Genomic DNA, 18,190 nt, shown 5'->3' with positions numbered 1-18,190 from the left:
ACGATTGAAATCCAGCGTTAGGATATCCGCATGGCCCGGCGGAAGTATAAAAGTCTCGCCTTTGCGGCTGCTGCCGCCTTGATCACCACCGCCTCCCTTGCGCATGCGGAAGACGACGTTGCGGAAACCCAGTCGGCCATTCTTGACGTCGCCAAGATCACCGACGGCCTCGCCTCCCCCTGGTCCGTCGAGATCCTGCCGGACGGCGCTTACATCGTCAGCGAGAAAGCCGGCTCCATGCGCATCGTCCGCGATGGCAAGGTTTCCAAGCCCATCGCCGGTGTTCCGGCGGTCTACGACGCCGGTCAGGCAGGTCTCCTCGACATCGCCCTCGACGCCGACTTCGCGCAAAACCGCCGTCTCTACTTCACAGCCGTCGTTACCGATGCCGAAGGCCATGGCACAGCCGTCTACAGCGCCACGCTGTCGCCTGACGAAAGCCGGCTTGACGACCTGAAGCAGATCTTCCTCATGCATCCCGCCTGCACCACCGACATCCAGTTCGGCAGCCGCATTGCGCAGGCGCCGGACGACAGCCTGTTTTTCGGCATCGGCGATTGCGGCGAACGCGACCGCGCGCAGGACCCGATGGACGATGCCGGCAAGATCCTGCACATCAATGCCGACGGCACGATCCCCGCCGACAATCCCTTTGCCGGCGGCAAGATGGGCAGGCCGGAAATCTGGTCGCTCGGCCACCGCAATCCGCAGGGCACCGTCATCGATCCAAAGGATGACCGGCTCTACACCGTCGAACACGGCGCACGTGGCGGCGACGAGATCAACATGCCGGAACCCGGCAAGAATTACGGTTGGCCCGTCATCACCTATGGCAAGGATTATTCCGGCGCCGATATCGGCATCGGTACGGAAGCGGAAGGCTACGAGCAGCCGCTTTACTATTGGGACCCCTCTATCGCGCCCGGCGCGATCACCGTCTATCACGGGGCGATGTTCCCCGAATGGGAGGGCGACTTCCTCGTCGCGGCGCTCAAGTACCAGCTGATCGCCAGGCTGGAGCGCGAGGAAAACGGCACGATCCTGTCCGAGGAACGCATGCTGCAGGGCGACTACGGCCGCATCCGCGACGTCAAGGTGGCGCCCGACGGTTCGATCGTCTTCATCACCGATGACGAGAACGGCGCGCTGATGCGCATCACCCGTTCCAACGACGTCCAGCAATAGGCTTAAATCCCCTCCAGAATTTTGTGTCGGGCGGCAGGCGCGGTTCTTGCCGCCGGTTTTCCCAACTGATATCGCTCGGTTTCTTCCTGTTCGAAAACGGAATGACAGACAGAGCCGTCCCCTCACGCGGAACGGATCGCTAATTTCTTTTTGGAGGTCGCAGATGTCCCGTGTCCAGGCCAACATCGTCCTGTTGATCGCCGCCGCCGTTTGGGGCGGCGGTTTCGTCGCGCAGGCGACGGCGATGGAAACGCTGGGCGCCATGTGGTTCATCGGCCTCCGGTTTGCGATCGCGGCGCTTGCCACCGTTCCCTTCGTCATCCACGAAGCCCGCAAAGCCGAGGCGCCGGCCGGTCCGAAGGCGATCCGCGCCTTCATCCTGATCGGTCTCGCCCTGTTTGGCGGCGCGGCCACGCAGCAGTTCGGCCTTCTGACGACCTCGGTCACCAATTCCGGTTTCCTGACGGGGCTCTATGTCATCATCGTCCCCGTTCTCTTCGTCGTGTTCCTGCGCCGCAAGCCGCACTGGATCATCTGGCCGGCGGCGGTAATGGCGGTTTCCGGCATCTATCTCCTGAGCGGCGGCGACCTCGGCGCGCTGAACAGCGGCGATATCCTCACCATCATCTGCGGTGTGTTCTGGGCGATCCAGGTCACCCTGATCGGCCTGTTCCTCGAAAAATACCCCCGCCCGCTGCTGCTGTCTTGCATCCAGTTCACCGTCTGCGCCGTGCTAGGCCTGGCGATCGCCTTCGTCACGGAACCGATCGACCTCAAGGGCCTGACCGAAGCCCTGCCCGAGGTCATCTATTCTGGCCTCTTCTCGTCGGGTCTTGCATTTGTTCTTCAGGTCATCGGCCAGCGCTACACGACCGCGCCCCAGGCCGCGATTTTCCTGTCCTCGGAATCCCTGTTCGCGGCCGCCGCGGGCGCGATTTTCCTTGGCGAGAAACTGACCGCCATAGGCTATTTCGGCTGCGCGATCATTTTCGCGGCGATGCTGATCGTGGAGATCGTGCCGGAGCTGACACGGCGGCGAACCGCGCCCGCCTGAATCCGATTTGACAAGTGAACCCGGCGGCGTGCGAACCGTTTCGACACAACGGAAGGACTATTTTCGGTTCCGTTGCTTCAAACCCCTGTATTCCAAGGGTTTCAACTGCACTATTTAAGAAAAGTTTCACTTGCCAAAGGCGGATAAACACGACAATCTGTCGCGGTTCGGGCATTTTGCGAACACGGGAAGACCTATAATCACGCGCACCGGAAACGCAAAATCTCCGGGCGGATGAAAGACGAAACGCTTTGATGATGTCAACGCCAGTCACTGTCCGCGGTAAAAACACAGGCCCTTTCCACTCCGTAATCAAGAACTGCCTGCCCGCGCCCCTTTGATAAAAGGGGTCAAATGCAATGATGCAATGCCGCCTATTTCTGGACTGGCGGAGAGAAAAGGACCTGACGCATGGCCGAGACTGGCACCGTAAAATTCTTCAATACTGAAAAAGGCTTCGGCTTCATCAAGCCGGACAAGGGTGGCGCCGACATCTTTGTTCACATTTCCGCTGTCCAGGCATCGGGCCTGACGGGACTTACCGAAAACCAGAAGGTCAGCTTCGAGACCGAGCCGGACCGCCGCGGCAAAGGCCCGAAGGCCGTAAACCTGCAGATCGAGGCTTGATCAGTCGATCGGTTTGAACGCTTCAGAACCCGGCACTCACCTGCCGGGTTTTTCGTTCAGGTTACATTCAGCTTCAAATCGCTAGTCTCCAATCATCGGCGGCACCGATTGGTCCGCACATGAAGAGGAAGCTGAAAATGAACAAGCTTGCAAAAATCACAATCATCAGCGCGACAGCCATCGCTGCGACCCTTTCCTCCTTCGCGCCGTCCTATGCCGACGACTACTGGCGCCATCGCCATAATCGTCACCACGACGATGGCGGCCGAGCCGTTGCAGCCGGCGTCGCGGGACTTGCCGCAGGCGTGATCCTGTCGAATGCGCTGAACCAGCCGCGCTACGTCAATCGCGACTATCTGGAAGGCCCGGTCGGCGCACCGCCGCCGCCGCCGGTTTACCAGCCGGACTACTACCCGGCCTCCCCGCGCGCCTACGGTCCGCCGGAAGCAGACCTGGAGCCTTGGACGACCGCTTGGTACGAGTATTGCTCCGACCGCTACCGGTCGTTCGATGCCCGCACCGGCACCTATATGGGTTATGACGGCCGCAGCCATTTCTGCGAAGCAGGCGGCTGATCACACAGGCACAGTGCCGATCACGAATGCGCTCCTCCGGGAGCGCATTTTTGTTTGTGGAAGGGCGAGATCATATCCCCTTCAGGAACGGATTGGTCCGCCGCTCCTCGCCGATCCGCCCTCCGGGTCCGTGGCCGCAGATGAATCCGACATCATCGCCGAGCGGCAGCACCTTGTCGCGGATCGAATCGAGCAATTGCTGGTGGTTGCCGCCCGGCAGATCGGTCCGACCGATCGAGCCTGAAAACAGCACGTCACCGAGATGGACAAAATTCTGCGCGCGGTTGAAGAAGATCACATGGCCCGGCGCGTGACCGGGGCAGTGAAAGACCTCGAAGGAATGGTCGCCGAACGACACCGTGTCGCCGTCGTCGAGCCAACGGTCCGGCGTCACGTTCCTGACCGCCATCGGCACGTTGAACATCTTGGCCTGGTCTTCAAGGCGGCTGAGCAGCGGCAGGTCGTCCTTGTGCGGGCCGATGATGTCGATGCCCAGCGCATCCTTCAGCTCCTCCGCCCCGCCGGCATGGTCGATATGGCCATGCGTCAGCCAGATCGCTTCCAGCGTGATGCCGTTTTCCTGCACGGTCTGCAGGATCACCTCCACATCGCCCCCCGGGTCGACCACGACGCCATGCTTGGTCTCCGTGTCGAAAAGGATGGTGCAGTTCTGCTGAAACGGTGTAACGGGGATGATGCCTGCCTGAAGCATGCCCATGGAAATTCCTTCCAGATGTGTCGGCATTGACGGGAACGGCGCGGCCGCGTTGAGCCCGAGGCTGTAACAGGCTTTAAAAAAATGTGTCAAGAACACAGACTTGGCACCGGCAATCCGATGGTGAATAGGCTATATTCGCGACCGCACGGCAAAAAGAAAAAGGAAAACCAGGTGCCAGCAGCACTGACCAAGAAGACACCCGCCGATGAGACCACCCCCGCGCCGTCCGCGGATGGTGGCGGCATCGACTTCGAGATCATCGAACTTCTGTTTTTCGCCTATCGCGACTTCACGTCCGATCCGGATGCCATCCTCGAACAGAAGGGCTTCGGCCGGGCGCATCACCGCGTCATCCACTTCGTCAACCGCAATCCGGGCATGACGGTCGCCGATCTCCTCGACACGCTGAAGATCACCAAGCAGAGCCTTGCTCGCGTTCTCAAGCAGTTGCTCGACGGTGGCTATGTCCGCCAGTTGAACGGCCCCGAGGACCGCCGCCAGCGCCGTCTGTACACGACACTCGCGGGCAAGGAGCTCGCCATCGCCCTCGCCGCGCCCCAATCCGCGCGCATCGCGAAGGCATTGGACGCCCTGCCGGCCGACAGCCGCAAGCATGTGGTCGGCTTTCTGAAAGGCCTCCGGGACTGAGGCAATTCGGCGAGAGGAGCCCCGTGAATTGAATGCGAAAGTGAAAGCCGACATCATGGACGACGCCCCTCATCTTCTGGTCGTGGACGACGATACGCGAATCCGCGACCTTCTAAGCCGCTATCTCTCGGAAAACGGCTTCCGGGTCACCGTGGCTGGCAGCGCCGCCGAGGCACGCCGCAAGCTGGAAGGCCTCGAGTTCGACCTCATCGTGATGGACATCATGATGCCGGGCGAAACGGGGCTCAGCCTGACCGAATCCCTCAAAGACCATGGCCAGGTGCCGATACTGATGCTGACTGCACTTGCCGAGGCAGAAGCGCGCGTCGCCGGATTGCAGGCGGGTGCCGACGACTATCTGTCCAAGCCCTTCGATCCGCGCGAACTGGTCTTGCGCATCCGCAATATCCTCAAGCGCCACATGCCTTCCGGCGGCCCGAAGATCGAACAGGTGATCTTTGGTCCATACACGTTTTCCCTGGTCCGCCGCGAATTGAAGAAGGGCGGTGAAACCATCCGGCTCACCGATCGCGAGCAGGACATCATGGTGACATTCGCAAGCCGCGCCGGCGAAACGGTTCCGCGCCACGAGTTGATCGGAGAAGACGTCTCGGTCGGAGAGCGGACGATCGACGTTCAGATCAACCGGCTTCGGCGCAAGATCGAGGACGATCCTGCCAATCCCACATGGCTGCAGACGGTACGCGGCATTGGCTATAGACTGACCATCGACTAGGCCTCCGACAGGACGACCGCGCGACAAACCATGGCAAACTTTGATTTCCTCAGAAGCGAATTCGGCAGTCGCCACTCCGGGCTGAAAGCCATATCCATCTGGCTGCGCCGACGACTGCCGACAGGCCTTTACGGACGTTCGCTGCTGATCATCATCCTGCCGATGGTGCTGCTGCAGACGGTCGTGGCTGCCGTCTTCTTCGAGCGCCACTGGCAACTCGTGACCTCCCGGCTTTCCGATGCCGTGACTGGCGACATTGCCGCAGTTGTCGAATTGCTCGAAGACATGCCGCCGGGCAGCGATTACTCGAAGCTTGTCGGTATTGCCAGGAACGATCTCAGCCTGACGATCTCCATCGAAGAAGGCGGCAAGCTGCCGCCACTGCAGCGCAAGCCGTTCTTTTCGCTTCTCGACGAGGTCCTCAGCCAGAACATCAGCAATAAGGTGAAGAGACCCTTCTGGATCGACACGTTCAGTGATCCGAAACGGGTGGATATCCGCATCAAGCTGGGCGAACGCATCCTGAAGATCAGTGTCGACCGCTACCGGACCTATGCCTCCAACAGCCACATCTTCCTGGTCTGGATGGTTTCGACCTCGCTGGTACTGATAACCATCGCCATCCTGTTCCTGCGCGGACAAATCCGCCCGATCCTGACCTTGGCCAAGGCCGCCGAAAGCTTCGGCAAGGGCCAGAAGATCGCCGGCTACGTCCCGCGCGGAGCCGACGAGATCCGACGCGCCGGCCTGGCTTTCATCTTGATGCGCGAGCGCATCGAGCGCCAGTTGGAGCAGCGGACCGCCATGTTGTCGGGCGTCAGCCACGACCTTCGCACGATCCTCACCCGTTTCAAGCTGCAACTGGCGCTGGCCGGCGACAATCCTGATCTCAAGCCGCTGCATCAGGACATCGAGGACATGCAGGCCATGCTGGAGGGCTACCTCGACTTCGCCCGCGGCGAGGTTTCCGAGGATGCCGCGGAAGTGGACCTGGACGAGATGTTTGCACGATTGCAGGACGAGGCGGAACTGCATGGCCGCAGCCTCGAATATGAAATCGAGGGCGGCGGCAGGATCGTCGTCAAGCCGAACGCCTTCAGCCGGCTTGTCGCCAATCTCACATCCAATGCGCGCCGCTATGCCAACCATCTCAAGGTCACGGCCGTGCACAGCGACAAATGGCTGACGGTCACCTTCGATGACGATGGGCCCGGCATTCCGGCAGAAACCCGTGAAGACGTCTTCAAGCCCTTCTTCCGCATGGACGAGGCTCGCAACCTCGACGCATCCGGCACGGGCCTCGGCCTCACCATTGCCCGCGACATTGCCCGCGCCCATGGCGGCAACGTCACGCTGGACGACAGCCCGATGGGCGGCCTGCGCGCCATCATCAAGATCCCGCTGTAAGGCAGCCCTCGGCTACATCAGCTTTTCGCCGTTCGGCACCGGCTTGTCGGAGGCTGCTAGAACGATCGCGCCCTTGTCGTCGGCAAAGCCCAGTGTGAGGACTTCCGACATGAAGGGACCGATCTGGCGTGGCGGAAAGTTGACAACGCCGAGCACCTGGCGTCCGACGAGGTCTTCCGGCTTGTAATGCACCGTGATCTGTGCGGACGAACGCTTCACGCCGATCTCCGGCCCGAAATCGATCTTCAGCTTGATGGCGGGCTTGCGCGCCTCGGGGAAATCCGACGCCTCCAGAACGGTGCCAACCCGAATGTCGACGCGCTCGAAATCCGCATATGAAATCTGTTCGCTCATGAAAATCGTCTCCTTGATGGAAAAGACCGTCATAGCAACGGAAACACCGGCGGCAAAGGGTGCCCGGAAAAGCAGACGGAGCCGCTATCGCAGGGACGGCGGCTCCGCAGAATTGTATCGGCCCATGAGGGCCGGATGAAAACCGCGCTGCCGATCAGGCTTCGCCGACGGTCTCGAAAAGCACGGCGGCCATGGCACTCGCAGCATCCATGCCGGACCAGACGACGAACTGGAAGGCCTGGAAATAGGCCTCGCAGGTCTCGAGCGCGTTGGAGAGCAGAACCTCGACCTGCTGGTTGGTCGGCTCCGCGCCGCCCGACAGCAGCAGCGATTGCCGAAAAATCACCACATCCTCGTTGCGCCACAGGTCGAAGTGCCCCATCAGCACCTGGCCGTTGATGTGCGACAGGAGCCGGATGACTTCATTGACCCGGCTTTCCGGGACCTTGATGTCAAAGGCACTGGCGATATGCAGGGCTTCGAACTCTTCCATCCAGGAGAAGGAGACGTGATAATCCGCCCAGCGACCTTCTACGGTCATGGCGATCTCGTCCTCTCCGGAACGCTCGAACGACCAGTCGTTGTTCGAGGCGACAAATTCGATCATGTCGACCGGATTTGACTGGCGTTCAATTTCAAAATCCACAAGGCTCATGCAGCACCTTTTTGACCGGAATGATTGTGGCTCTTCGGGTTTGCGAACAAACTGAAGGACGCTCATACAACTGACCGGAAACTCTCCCGCGATGATTGTCCGACGGAATCGAGCCTAGGCGGCAGAGCATGCCCGGAACTGACCAACACCGTTTCGAATCATCATTTAAAATCAGCATATAATGGCGGAGTCAGTGGAACAGCCCCTTCACCGGGCTTTTACACCCAAACCCCGTTTTTGAGCTTTGGGCGAGGTTTCAAACCTGACTCATAAGGGATTCAGGCAATTGCGTTTTTTGGGCCTGTCCACAGGGTGTAAATAAAATCCTTGAAAAGGCTTGGGAATCGGGCGGCAACGACCTTCGTCCTGTGGACGAACGCCGCGGAAACGAAAAATGGCCGGGATTTTACTCCCGACCATCCAGCATAGTCGCAACATAAAGACGGTCGGCTTACTTGCCCGACGCCTCGAGTCTCTTTTCGAGGGCTTCGATCCGGGCGGCAAGCGCGTCGTTTTCCTCACGCGCCTTCACCGCCATTTCCTTCACCGCCTCGAACTCCTCGCGCTTGACGAGATTCATGCTGTTTGCCCAACGCTCGGCCTGGGTATGAAACATCGTTTCGACCTCTTTGCCGAGTCCCTGCGCGGCGCCCGCCGCATCGGTCATCAGCTTGGCGAATTCATCCATGAAACGGTTCGGTCCGGTCGACATCTTCGTGCTCCTCTCGGCGTGCCGCGAAAGGCCACCCGTCTGCGGTGGCCGTCAGATAATGCTCTTCTTATCAGGTAAGACGCCGCCATGAAGGTTGCAAGACAAATCCGGCAAACCCGCCATCCGCCAAGCTTCGGACATCTTTGGCTGCGTAAAGATTCGCCTTGACCAGGCAGACATTGAGCGGCATGTTCCGCAAAAATCGGACGGATCACAAATTTGCTGTTAATTGCCAACGCCTTAGCACTGATCAATTTTCCCAACATCGATCCGGTTGCCATCCGGCTCGGTCCGATTCCGATTCACTGGTATGGCCTGGCATATGTCGCCGGCATCATAGGCGGCTGGTACTACGCCCGGCTGCTCGCGAAAAACAACCGGCTGTGGGCCGGCGACAAAGCGCCGCTGACGCCGGATCAACTCGACGATTTCATTCTGTGGGTGGCGCTCGGCATCGTGCTCGGCGGACGCATCGGCTACATCCTGTTCTACGACCTGCCGTCCGTCATAGCCAATCCGCTGCGGGCCCTGGAGATCTGGAACGGCGGAATGTCGTTCCATGGCGGGCTGACCGGCACGTTGATCGCCATGCTGCTGTTTGCCCGCAACAATGGCATTCCCGCCTGGAGCCTGATCGACACCGTATCGGCCGTCGTGCCGATCGGTCTCTTCTTCGGCCGCATCGCCAATTTCATCAACGGCGAACTCTGGGGACGGCTGGCCGACGTGCCGTGGGCGATCATCTTCCCGACCGGAGGCCCCTTCCCGCGCCATCCGAGCCAGCTCTACGAGGCAGGCCTCGAAGGCATCGCCCTCTTCACGCTTCTGGCAATCGCGATCTTCCTCTTCGGCGCGCTGAAGAAGCCGGGACTGGTCGCCGGCCTGTTCGTCACCTTCTACGGCATCTCGCGCATTACGGTCGAATTCTTCCGCGAACCCGACGCCCAGCTCGGCTACCTCTACGGCGGCTGGCTGACCATGGGCATGCTGCTCTCGCTTCCGATGGTGCTTGCGGGCGTATGGGCGATCGTGCGCGCGCTTCGCGCTGCCCGCACGGTCGAGGCCTGAGGCAAACCCTATGGCGCAGAGCACCCCGCTTGGAGAGAAAATCAAGTCGCTGATCAGGGCGTCCGGCCCGATCAGCGTCACCGATTACTTCGCCCTTTGCCTCGCCGACCCGCAATATGGCTACTACAAGACGCGGGAACCGTTCGGCACGAGCGGCGACTTCATCACCGCGCCGGAAGTCAGCCAGATGTTCGGAGAGATCATCGGGATCTTCATGGTGCAGGCGTGGCAGACGCATGACAGGCCGGAGTCCGTACGCCTTGCCGAGATCGGCCCTGGCCGCGGCACGATGATGTCGGACATGCTGCGCGTCATCGCCAGGACCGCTCCGGAGCTCTATGCCGGCCTGACCATCCATCTGGTCGAGACCAGCCCGAGGCTGCGCGAAATGCAGGCCGCCACGCTGGCCCAGCACGAGGGCCGCATCAGCTGGCACGACAGCTTCGACGAACTGCCCGACGGCTTCACCTTGCTCGCCGCCAACGAACTGTTCGATGCGATCCCGCTGCGCCAGTTCGTCAAGACGGATACAGGGTTCCGCGAACGCCTCGTCGGTCTCGACGCGGAGGACAATCTGACGTTTACCGTCGGCGCCGCGACCCTCGACAAATCACTGCTGCCCGATGATGCCCGCGCCCGCCCCTATGGCACGGTTTTCGAGATCTCCCCTGCCCGCCAGTCGGTGATGATGACGATCTGCGAGCGGCTGAAGGGTTTCGGCGGCACGGCGCTCATCATCGACTACGGCCACCTGGTTTCCGGTTTCGGCGACACGCTGCAGGCCGTGCGCATGCACGAGTTCGATCCGCCGCTCGCTCATCCGGGCGAGGCGGACCTGACCAGCCACGTGGACTTCGAACATCTGGTCCGCACCGCCGCCGCAGCCGGCGTCCACATCAACGGCATGGCCCACCAGGGCGAGTTTCTGGTGAGCCTCGGCCTGCGCGAACGGGCCGCCGCCTTGGGACGGGACAAGAGCCCCCCCATCCAGCAGGAGATCATGAACGCGGTCGCCCGTCTGGCCGGCGAAGGCGAAGGCTGCATGGGGGAACTCTTCAAGGTTCTGGCGGTTTCCTATCCGATTGCCGGACTGAGGCCGTTCAGCCGCCCGGATTGACACGGGCCTTTGCGATAAGCCAACATCCCGCGCAAGAACGACAAGATGATTTGCGAGACCCGGCACGAACCGGGTCCGGGCGAAACACCATTTTTTCCTGCAACAACAAGAACATGGCCCCATGCACAAGGACACCCAGCCTGAGCCGGTTATCAGCCCCATGCTTGCCGACAGCACGAAAGCGGGCATCCGGCATGGCTTCTTCACCCGCAAGGGCGGCGTATCGGAAGGCATCTATCAGGGGCTGAACACCGGCCTCGGCTCAAATGACGAGCGTGCGCGCGTCGTCGAAAACCGCGCCCGCGTCAGCCGCTGGTTCGACGCCGACCCGGGCCGTCTCGAAACCGTGCACCAGATCCACTCGAACATCGCCGTAACGGTCTCCGAGCCCCTGAACGGCCATCGCCCGGAAGCCGATGCGCTGGTGACCGCAGTCCCCGGCCTCGTTCTCGGCATCCTGACAGCCGATTGCGGCCCCGTGCTGTTCTGCGACCCGGTCAACCGGGTCGTCGGTGCCGCGCATGCCGGCTGGAAGGGCGCCCTCTACGGCGTTCTCGAAAGCACCATCGAGGCCATGGAAGCGCTCGGCGCCGAGCGGTCGCACATCAAGGCTTCTCTCGGGCCGTCGATCAGCGGACGCAACTACGAAGTGGGACCGGAATTCGTGGAACGCTTCACCACCCACGACGCGGCCTATGAGCGCTACTTTACCGCAAGCCCGAAACCGGGCCATGCCATGTTCGATCTTCAGGGTCTCACCCTGATGCGGCTTGAAAAGGCGGGCATCGAGGCGGAATGCCTCGGCATCTGCACATATGAGGACGAAGACGGCTATTTCTCCTACCGCCGCACGACGCATCGCGGCGAGCCCGACTACGGGCGGCAGATTTCGGCCATCGCAATCATGGAGACCAGATATGGCACTGCATTTCGACCGCCACGAATACGCCATGCGGCTTGCACGGCTGACCGAAAAGATGCGGGACGACAAGCTCGACGCCATGCTGCTCTTCGCCCAGGAGAGCATGTACTGGCTGACCGGCTATGACACGATGGGCTTCTGCTTCTTCCAGACGCTGGTCGTCAAGGCGAACGGCGAGATGGCCCTGCTGACCCGCTCCCCGGACCTGCGTCAGGCCCGCCACACCTCGACGATCGAAAACATCATCGTCTGGGTCGATCGGCTTAAGGCCGATCCCTCCTCCGACCTGAAGAACCTGCTGAGCGACATGGACCTGCTCGGAGCCCGTATCGGTGTCGAATACGACACGCACGGCATGACCGGACACACCGCGCGTCTGGTCGACGACCAGCTCACTTCTTTTGCGCAACTGATCGACGCCTCGGCGCTGGTCGGACAGCTGCGCCTGATCAAGAGCCCCGCAGAGATCGAGTTCGTCGAGCGCGCCGCCGAGCTTGCCGATGACGCACTGGATGCGGCGATGCCTTATCTGAAGGAAGGCGGCGACGAGGCCGATATTTTTGCGGCCATGCAGGGCGCTGTGCTCGCCAGCGGCGGCGACTATGCCGCCAATGCCTTCGTCATCGGCTCCGGCCCGGATGCGCTGCTCTGCCGCTACAAGTCCGGACGCCGCACCCTGTCGGCCAACGACCAGGTGACGCTCGAATGGGCCGGGGTAAGTGCCCACTACCATGCCGCGATGATGCGCACCGTCGTCATCGGCGAGCCCTCGCCGCGCCATCACGAGCTCTACAGCGCCTGCGTCGACAATATCAGGGCGATCGAGGACGTGCTCGTGCCCGGCAAGACGTTCGGCGACGTGTTCGACGCCCATGCCCGGATGATGGACGAACGCGGCCTGACGCGCCACCGCCTGAACGCCTGCGGCTATTCGCTCGGCGCCCGTTTTGCTCCCTCATGGATGGAACAGCAGATGTTCCATGCCGGCAATCCGCAGGAAATCGCGCCCGGCATGAGCCTCTTCGTCCACATGATCATCGCCGATTCCGATACCGGCACCGCCATGACGCTTGGTCAGACCTATCTCACCACCGAGGAGCGCCCCCGCTCACTCTCCCGCCACCCGCTCGACTTCATGAACCGTTAACGCTCGTGACAGGAACTGTCACAGCTTGAGGCGCCCTATCGCGGATTTTCATAAAATGTGAAGGAAACGGGGGGAAAACCGCTAAAGTAGAAACGGAAAGCGGCGGAATAAGCGGCCCTGCAAGCCGCGTCTGAGAGGTAAGGCGTCATGAAGTCGATAGTCTCGACGCTTGTTGTTGTCGCATGTACGGGCCTGACGACCGCCTGCACTTCGACCGACGCCCTGACGCCACCGCTTCCCGTCGGAGAACCATCTTCCGCCTCCGTCGGCATGCCTCTCGCGCAGGAGGAAGCCCAGCAGATCGAAAGCGATGCGGGAGACCCCAGCCAGTTTCCGCCTCCGCCGCAATCCGCCGGATCGCAGATCGCCGCAACCGACGACATGCAACAGCAGCAGCAGCCGATGACGGCGCCGGCGCAAGCTACCGTTCAGCCGGCACCGACCGGCACGATGCTGACGCCGCAGATCGCCGCGGCGGCAAGCGTCCCGGCCATCCGCTTCCTGCCGATCATCGGCGCCCCCGTCAGCGCAGTCACCCCCCTCTCGCAGGCACTCGGAACGGAAGCGCGCAACCGCGGCCTGACGATCAAGCCGGCCGCCGATGCCAGCGGTGGCGATATCCTCAAGGGCTATTTCTCTTCCACGTCGGGCGACAACGGCGTGACCGTCATCTATGTCTGGGACGTGCTGGACAATGCCGGCAGCCGCCTGCATCGAATTCAGGGTCAGGAAACGGTACCCGGCCCGGTCCAGAGCGACGCCTGGGCCAGCGTGCCGGCAAGCGTCATGCAGAAGATCGCCGCCGACACGATCGCCTCCTATCTCTCCTGGAAGCAGACGGCCGGGTGAGCACGCTTCCATGCGCCGCACTGCAGATTTGTGACTAAAACTTGAAAATAACGGGATGCGAACCCATGCGCCCCCTTGAATTAAGAGGTGGTGGCGTTATTAAGCGGCCATCAGAATGATCACAGGCGGCCAAAATGAAGGTTTTCGCAGGCAATTCGAACCGGCACCTCGCCGAAGCGATCTGCAAATATCTCAATGTTCCCTTGGGGAAAGCCAGTGTCCGGCGATTTGCCGACCAGGAAATTTTCGTTGAAATCCAGGAAAACGTGCGCGGCGAGGACGTCTTCATCGTCCAGTCGACCTCGTTTCCCGCAAACGACAACCTGATGGAGCTGCTGATCATGATCGATGCCTTCCGCCGGTCCTCGGCGAAGCGCATCACGGCCGTTCTTCCCTATTTCGGCTATGCCCGCCAGGACCGCCGGGCATCGGGCCGCACGCCGATCTCCGCCAAGCTCGTCGCCAACCTGATCACCGAGGCAGGCGCCGACAGGGTTCTGACGCTCGACCTACATGCCGGTCAGATCCAGGGCTTCTTCGACATTCCGACCGACAACCTCTATGCCGTGCCGATCCTTACGCGCGACATCAAGGAACACTACGACACCAAGAACGTCATGGTCGTCTCTCCCGACGTCGGCGGCGTGGTGCGCGCGCGATCGCTCGCCAAGCGCCTCGACTGTCTGATCGCAATCGTCGACAAGCGTCGTGACCGTCCGGGTGAGTCGGAAGTCATGAACATCATCGGCGACGTAGACGGCAAGGACTGCATCCTGATCGACGACATCGTCGATTCCGGCGGCACGCTCTGCAACGCCGCCGAGGCGCTCCTGAAGAACGGCGCGACCAGCGTCACGGCCTACATCACCCACGGCGTGCTGTCGGGCGGCGCGGTCACCCGCGTCACCTCGTCGAAGCTGAAGGAGCTGGTGATCACCGACTCCATCCAACCGACGACCGCGGTCCAGTCCGCCCCGAACATCCGCGTGATTTCGACGGCCAGCCTGATCGGCGAAGCCATCAACCGCACCAGCCAGGAAGAATCGGTTTCGAGCCTGTTCGACTGATGGCAGCGCGGCCGCCAGGCGGCTGAATCAGAATATCAAGACATTGAATCAGGCCCTTCGGAAGCTTCCGCAAGGGCCTGATTTGATTCAACTTGCAGACTACCAGCTTCAACGCCCCGGCAGAGGACAGGCCTCGTCCTCGCCGAAGACGCGGCCGCGTGTCAGGAATCGTTTCTCGCGGCCATTGTCGAGCGAGAACATGCCGCCTCGTCCGGGGACCACGTCAATGATCAGCTGCGTGTGCTTCCAGACCTCGTACTGCTTGCCGCCGATGTAGAACGGCACCCCGCCGATATGGCCGAGCAGCACGTCATGGTCGCCGACCTGAAACTCGGCGGCCGGATAGCACATCGGCGACGAGCCGTCGCAGCAGCCGCCGGATTGATGAAACAGGATGTCCGGATGATCCGCCTTGATTTCGGAGATCAGATTGAGAGCCGCGTCGGTGGCGATGACGCGCGGTTCGGTGCCATTGTCGTCCGGCATGTTCGTTTCCTCCCGAATGACCGAAGGGCTCCCGGCGCATGACGCCGGAAGCCCGCTGTTGAGGTGACTGCCTGTCGGCAATCTCAGAAGAAGCCGAGAGCGTTCGGGCTGTAGCTCACCAGCATGTTCTTGGTCTGCTGGTAGTGGTCGAGCATCATCTTGTGGGTCTCGCGACCGATGCCGGACTGCTTGTAGCCACCGAAGGCGGCATGCGCCGGATAGGCATGGTAGTTGTTGACCCACACGCGGCCGGCCTGGATGCCGCGGCCGAACTGGTAGCAACGGTTGGCATCGCGGCTCCACACACCGGCACCGAGGCCGTAGAGCGTGTCATTGGCGATCTCCAGCGCTTCGGCCTCGTCCTTGAAGGTCGTGACGGACACGACAGGGCCAAAGATTTCCTCCTGGAAGACCCGCATCTTGTTGTGGCCGCGGAAGACGGTCGGCTCGACATAGAACCCGCCGGCGAGATCGCCTTCGAGAACATTGCGGCCACCGCCGGTCAGCACCTCGGCGCCCTCGCCCTTGCCGATTTCGATGTAGGACAGGATCTTTTCCAGCTGTTCGGAAGAGGCCTGCGCACCGATCATCGTCGAAAGGTCGAGCGGGTTGCCCTGCTTGATCTTCTGGACGCGGGCGACGGCGCGCTCCATGAAGCGGTCATAGACCGATTCCTGCACCAGCGCGCGGCTCGGGCACGTGCACACTTCACCCTGGTTAAGCGCGAACATGGCGAACCCTTCGAGCGCCTTGTCGAAGAAGGCGTCGTCTTCCTGCATCACGTCGGCAAAGAAGATGTTCGGCGACTTGCCGCCAAGTTCCAGCGTCACCGGAATGAGGTTCTGCGACGCATACTGCATGATCAGGCGGCCGGTCGAGGTTTCGCCGGTAAAGGCGATCTTGGCGATACGCGGGCTGGAGGCCAGCGGCTTGCCGGCTTCAAGGCCGAAGCCGTTGACGATGTTGAGCACGCCCGGCGGCAGCAGGTCGCCGATCAGTTCGGCGAGCACGAGGATCGAGGCCGGCGTCTGTTCGGCGGGCTTCAGCACCACGCAGTTTCCGGCGGCCAGTGCCGGAGCAACCTTCCAGGCCGCCATCAGGATCGGGAAGTTCCAGGGAATGATCTGGCCGACGACGCCAAGCGGCTCATGGAAGTGGTAGGCGATGGTGTCGTGGTCGACTTCGCCGATCGTGCCTTCCTGGGCGCGGATGCAGGCCGCGAAGTAACGGAAGTGGTCGATGGCGAGCGGAATGTCGGCCGCCATGGTTTCACGCAGCGGTTTGCCGTTGTCCCAGGTTTCCGCCTTGGCGAGGACCTCGAGATTTTCCTCCATGCGGTCGGCGATCTTGTTCAGGAGATTGGCGCGTTCCGTCGTCGACGTCCGGCCCCATTTGTCCTTCGCGGCATGCGCCGCATCGAGAGCGAGTTCGACGTCCTTCTCATCCGAACGGGCAACCTCGCAGAGCACGCCGCCATTGACCGGCGTGGTGTTTTCGAAATAGCGGCCGGCAACCGGCTCGCGCCATTCGCCACCGATAAAGTTCCCGTAGCGCAGCTTGAACGGGGTTTCGATAATCTTCTGGTGCAGCATGTCATCCTCCTTGACGATGTTCGAGCAACCGATGGAGGAAGGATGAGCGCTAATCGGCATCAGCGATAGATGCCAAGAACAATGCCGCACTGCACACTGTATCACTTGTGCGACAGCACAATCTCGCTGAATTGATCAATAATCTACATGCATCAATACTAAATTTTACATATAAAAATGGAGGCGCATCCGAAAAATACGCCTCCAGTCAGAGAAGATATTAAAACTATAAACAACCCATCAGTGAACGGAGAACTTCTTCATCTTGCGATGCATGGTCGCCCGGCTGATGCCGAGCAGTTCGGCGGCCTGGGAGACGTTGCCGTTGGTCCGCGACAGCATGCGCCGCAGCGCTGCGCGCTCGGCCTCGAACAGATCGCCGCCCTCGTCGGCGCGCGCCTCCTGCAAGGCGTCGGCAGCCGGAACACCGCGCATGATCTGGGCATCATCGAGCTGGAGAGCGAGACGCGCCGCGCGGGTTGCGCCAACGACGAGATCGTCCTGATCAACGGCCAGAAGGGCGTTCGTCGGATTGGCGGCATGCGGCACCATGATGATGCGCGCACCCGGGAAAGCCCGGCGGAACAGGTTGGTCTCGATCCGCCCCGCCGTATCCCGCACGGCCTGCGAGAGGATCGACATCGTCATCTCGTTGAGGTCGTCGCGGCAGGTGGAAATGTCGAGCGCGGCCGTCACCCTGCCCTGATGGTCGCGGATCGGCGACGTCGTGCAGCCGAGGCCGATATTGGTCGCGAGAAAATGCTGATCGCGGTAGATCGTCACGGAGCGCTCGTCCGCAAGGGCCGTGCCGATCCCGTTCGTGCCGACGCTCGCTTCCGTCCAGACATTGCCGGGCCACAGGCCGACGGTCTTGAAATCCTTCTCGTCTCCGACGGTGCCTCGGCGGTCGAGCGCAATGCCGTTTTCATCGCTGAGAATCAGGCAGCAGCCGGCCTTACCGACCGTCTGGAACAGGCGATCCAGTTCGCCGCGGGCCTCATTGACCAGCAGTTCGGAGCGTTCCAGCGCCTGGCGGAAGGCCGCATCATCGAGATGGAAGGGCAGTCGGCGCTCTTCCGGCGCCATCGAGTGCATGACCATGCAGCGTCGCCAGGAGGCCACCACCGGCGAGCTTGCCGCCGCGGAGCCCTGCTTGGCGAGCGAATAGACCCGCTCGATATGCTGGATATCTGACATCGGCTCCTCCCAAAGCGTCCGTACACATTACGCCATGAGCATATCACACCTGCATAATATGTATCGGATCTTAT

Annotated in this window: 19 protein-coding genes and 1 pseudogene; 13 read left to right on the top strand and 7 right to left on the bottom strand. The window is 61.5% G+C overall.

All coding sequences use genetic code 11. The annotated features are described in order from the left end of the window. The first annotated feature begins 30 nt into the window (after nt 1-30). From ACU5AZ_RS17615 to ACU5AZ_RS17600, 4 genes are all read left to right on the top strand, one after another. The gene (locus tag ACU5AZ_RS17615; RefSeq protein WP_446823623.1) at nt 31-1,185 is read left to right on the top strand and encodes a PQQ-dependent sugar dehydrogenase; all 1,155 of its coding nucleotides are present in this window, start codon (nt 31-33) and stop codon (nt 1,183-1,185) included. Between the two features lie 163 nt (nt 1,186-1,348). Beyond that, complete coding sequence (locus ACU5AZ_RS17610; RefSeq protein WP_446823622.1) at nt 1,349-2,239, top strand: DMT family transporter; 891 nt, start codon at nt 1,349-1,351, stop codon at nt 2,237-2,239. Nucleotides 2,240-2,650: 411 nt separating this feature from the next. Next, on the top strand, nt 2,651-2,866 hold the full coding sequence (locus tag ACU5AZ_RS17605; RefSeq protein WP_261929584.1) for a cold-shock protein: 216 nt from the start codon (nt 2,651-2,653) through the stop codon (nt 2,864-2,866). A 137-nt stretch (nt 2,867-3,003) separates the two neighbouring features. Beyond that, nucleotides 3,004-3,441: a BA14K family protein gene (locus ACU5AZ_RS17600; RefSeq protein ID WP_446823621.1), complete on the top strand. Its 438-nt coding sequence runs from the start codon at nt 3,004-3,006 to the stop codon at nt 3,439-3,441. A gap of 70 nt (nt 3,442-3,511) precedes the next feature. Here the strand turns inward: ACU5AZ_RS17600 and ACU5AZ_RS17595 are convergent, their stop codons facing one another. Then, nucleotides 3,512-4,153, bottom strand: coding sequence for an MBL fold metallo-hydrolase (locus tag ACU5AZ_RS17595; protein WP_446826041.1), 642 nt, complete (start codon nt 4,151-4,153; stop codon nt 3,512-3,514). A 189-nt stretch (nt 4,154-4,342) separates the two neighbouring features. Here ACU5AZ_RS17595 and ACU5AZ_RS17590 point away from each other — a divergent pair, with 189 nt between their 5' ends. Genes ACU5AZ_RS17590 through ACU5AZ_RS17580 form a run of 3 tightly spaced genes read left to right on the top strand, consistent with a single transcriptional unit; the run spans nt 4,343 to nt 6,950 of the window. Continuing rightward, nucleotides 4,343-4,807, top strand: a complete 465-nt coding sequence (locus ACU5AZ_RS17590) for a MarR family winged helix-turn-helix transcriptional regulator (RefSeq protein ID WP_446826040.1) — start codon at nt 4,343-4,345, stop codon at nt 4,805-4,807. A gap of 55 nt (nt 4,808-4,862) precedes the next feature. Next, a complete protein-coding gene (locus ACU5AZ_RS17585) occupies nt 4,863-5,543 on the top strand; it encodes a response regulator (protein ID WP_446823620.1) in 681 nt (226 codons plus the stop codon). Between the two features lie 30 nt (nt 5,544-5,573). After that, nucleotides 5,574-6,950 carry an ATP-binding protein gene (locus tag ACU5AZ_RS17580; RefSeq protein WP_446823619.1) on the top strand — a complete coding sequence of 459 codons (1,377 nt, stop codon included), beginning with the start codon at nt 5,574-5,576 and terminating at the stop codon, nt 6,948-6,950. Nucleotides 6,951-6,962: 12 nt separating this feature from the next. Here ACU5AZ_RS17580 and ACU5AZ_RS17575 read toward each other — a convergent pair whose 3' ends face one another. From ACU5AZ_RS17575 to ACU5AZ_RS17565, 3 genes are all read right to left on the bottom strand, one after another. Further along, nucleotides 6,963-7,304 (bottom strand): tRNA-binding protein, encoded by a 342-nt coding sequence (locus ACU5AZ_RS17575; protein WP_261929580.1) that lies wholly within the window; start codon nt 7,302-7,304, stop codon nt 6,963-6,965. A gap of 154 nt (nt 7,305-7,458) precedes the next feature. Next, complete coding sequence (locus ACU5AZ_RS17570) at nt 7,459-7,959, bottom strand: YbjN domain-containing protein (protein WP_446823618.1); 501 nt, start codon at nt 7,957-7,959, stop codon at nt 7,459-7,461. A 451-nt stretch (nt 7,960-8,410) separates the two neighbouring features. Next, nucleotides 8,411-8,671, bottom strand: a complete 261-nt coding sequence (locus ACU5AZ_RS17565) for an accessory factor UbiK family protein (protein ID WP_446823617.1) — start codon at nt 8,669-8,671, stop codon at nt 8,411-8,413. Nucleotides 8,672-8,890: 219 nt separating this feature from the next. On the opposite strand from ACU5AZ_RS17565, the gene lgt reads away from it, so the two are divergent. The 6 genes and pseudogenes from lgt to ACU5AZ_RS17535 all read left to right on the top strand — a co-directional run bounded on the left by lgt (nt 8,891) and on the right by ACU5AZ_RS17535 (nt 14,841). Then, complete coding sequence (lgt, locus tag ACU5AZ_RS17560; RefSeq protein WP_446823616.1) at nt 8,891-9,739, top strand: prolipoprotein diacylglyceryl transferase; 849 nt, start codon at nt 8,891-8,893, stop codon at nt 9,737-9,739. Nucleotides 9,740-9,749: 10 nt separating this feature from the next. Further along, a complete protein-coding gene (locus ACU5AZ_RS17555) occupies nt 9,750-10,856 on the top strand; it encodes a class I SAM-dependent methyltransferase (RefSeq protein ID WP_446823615.1) in 1,107 nt (368 codons plus the stop codon). Nucleotides 10,857-10,977: 121 nt separating this feature from the next. Next, nucleotides 10,978-11,766 (top strand): annotated as a pseudogene (pgeF, locus tag ACU5AZ_RS17550) (peptidoglycan editing factor PgeF); the annotation flags it as partial. 7 nt (nt 11,767-11,773) lie between these two features. Then, the gene (locus ACU5AZ_RS17545) at nt 11,774-12,925 is read left to right on the top strand and encodes a M24 family metallopeptidase (protein WP_446823614.1); all 1,152 of its coding nucleotides are present in this window, start codon (nt 11,774-11,776) and stop codon (nt 12,923-12,925) included. Between the two features lie 147 nt (nt 12,926-13,072). Further along, on the top strand, nt 13,073-13,774 hold the full coding sequence (locus ACU5AZ_RS17540; protein ID WP_446823613.1) for a hypothetical protein: 702 nt from the start codon (nt 13,073-13,075) through the stop codon (nt 13,772-13,774). A gap of 134 nt (nt 13,775-13,908) precedes the next feature. After that, complete coding sequence (locus ACU5AZ_RS17535; RefSeq protein WP_446823612.1) at nt 13,909-14,841, top strand: ribose-phosphate pyrophosphokinase; 933 nt, start codon at nt 13,909-13,911, stop codon at nt 14,839-14,841. A 108-nt stretch (nt 14,842-14,949) separates the two neighbouring features. On the opposite strand, the gene ACU5AZ_RS17530 is transcribed toward ACU5AZ_RS17535, so the two are convergent. The 3 genes from ACU5AZ_RS17530 to ACU5AZ_RS17520 all read right to left on the bottom strand — a co-directional run bounded on the left by ACU5AZ_RS17530 (nt 14,950) and on the right by ACU5AZ_RS17520 (nt 18,116). Then, nucleotides 14,950-15,327, bottom strand: a complete 378-nt coding sequence (locus ACU5AZ_RS17530) for a DUF779 domain-containing protein (protein ID WP_446823611.1) — start codon at nt 15,325-15,327, stop codon at nt 14,950-14,952. A gap of 83 nt (nt 15,328-15,410) precedes the next feature. After that, nucleotides 15,411-16,919 (bottom strand): aldehyde dehydrogenase, encoded by a 1,509-nt coding sequence (adh, locus tag ACU5AZ_RS17525; protein WP_446823610.1) that lies wholly within the window; start codon nt 16,917-16,919, stop codon nt 15,411-15,413. 240 nt (nt 16,920-17,159) lie between these two features. Continuing rightward, entirely contained in the window at nt 17,160-18,116 is a 957-nt protein-coding gene (locus tag ACU5AZ_RS17520; RefSeq protein WP_446823609.1) for a helix-turn-helix domain-containing protein, read from the bottom strand. Nucleotides 18,117-18,190: the final 74 nt, after the last annotated feature.

Source organism: Rhizobium sp. PAMB 3182 (assembly GCF_052908355.1).
This window is presented reverse-complemented; position numbering and strand designations above follow the sequence as displayed.

Bases quoted from the DNA above. Each gene is read 5' to 3' on its own strand.
- ACU5AZ_RS17585 (WP_446823620.1), top strand. From the start codon at position 4,863: ATGGACGACGCCCCTCATCTTCTGGTCGTGGACGACGATACGCGAATC.
- ACU5AZ_RS17520 (WP_446823609.1), bottom strand. From the start codon at position 18,116: ATGTCAGATATCCAGCATATCGAGCGGGTCTATTCGCTCGCCAAGCAG.
- ACU5AZ_RS17570 (WP_446823618.1), bottom strand. From the start codon at position 7,959: ATGAGCCTTGTGGATTTTGAAATTGAACGCCAGTCAAATCCGGTCGAC.
- ACU5AZ_RS17565 (WP_446823617.1), bottom strand. From the start codon at position 8,671: ATGTCGACCGGACCGAACCGTTTCATGGATGAATTCGCCAAGCTGATG.
- ACU5AZ_RS17555 (WP_446823615.1), top strand. From the start codon at position 9,750: ATGGCGCAGAGCACCCCGCTTGGAGAGAAAATCAAGTCGCTGATCAGG.
- ACU5AZ_RS17605 (WP_261929584.1), top strand. From the start codon at position 2,651: ATGGCCGAGACTGGCACCGTAAAATTCTTCAATACTGAAAAAGGCTTC.
- ACU5AZ_RS17595 (WP_446826041.1), bottom strand. From the start codon at position 4,153: ATGCTTCAGGCAGGCATCATCCCCGTTACACCGTTTCAGCAGAACTGC.
- ACU5AZ_RS17610 (WP_446823622.1), top strand. From the start codon at position 1,349: ATGTCCCGTGTCCAGGCCAACATCGTCCTGTTGATCGCCGCCGCCGTT.
- ACU5AZ_RS17545 (WP_446823614.1), top strand. From the start codon at position 11,774: ATGGCACTGCATTTCGACCGCCACGAATACGCCATGCGGCTTGCACGG.
- adh (WP_446823610.1), bottom strand. From the start codon at position 16,919: ATGCTGCACCAGAAGATTATCGAAACCCCGTTCAAGCTGCGCTACGGG.
- ACU5AZ_RS17535 (WP_446823612.1), top strand. From the start codon at position 13,909: ATGAAGGTTTTCGCAGGCAATTCGAACCGGCACCTCGCCGAAGCGATC.
- ACU5AZ_RS17600 (WP_446823621.1), top strand. From the start codon at position 3,004: ATGAACAAGCTTGCAAAAATCACAATCATCAGCGCGACAGCCATCGCT.
- ACU5AZ_RS17580 (WP_446823619.1), top strand. From the start codon at position 5,574: ATGGCAAACTTTGATTTCCTCAGAAGCGAATTCGGCAGTCGCCACTCC.
- ACU5AZ_RS17530 (WP_446823611.1), bottom strand. From the start codon at position 15,327: ATGCCGGACGACAATGGCACCGAACCGCGCGTCATCGCCACCGACGCG.
- ACU5AZ_RS17615 (WP_446823623.1), top strand. From the start codon at position 31: ATGGCCCGGCGGAAGTATAAAAGTCTCGCCTTTGCGGCTGCTGCCGCC.
- ACU5AZ_RS17575 (WP_261929580.1), bottom strand. From the start codon at position 7,304: ATGAGCGAACAGATTTCATATGCGGATTTCGAGCGCGTCGACATTCGG.
- ACU5AZ_RS17540 (WP_446823613.1), top strand. From the start codon at position 13,073: ATGAAGTCGATAGTCTCGACGCTTGTTGTTGTCGCATGTACGGGCCTG.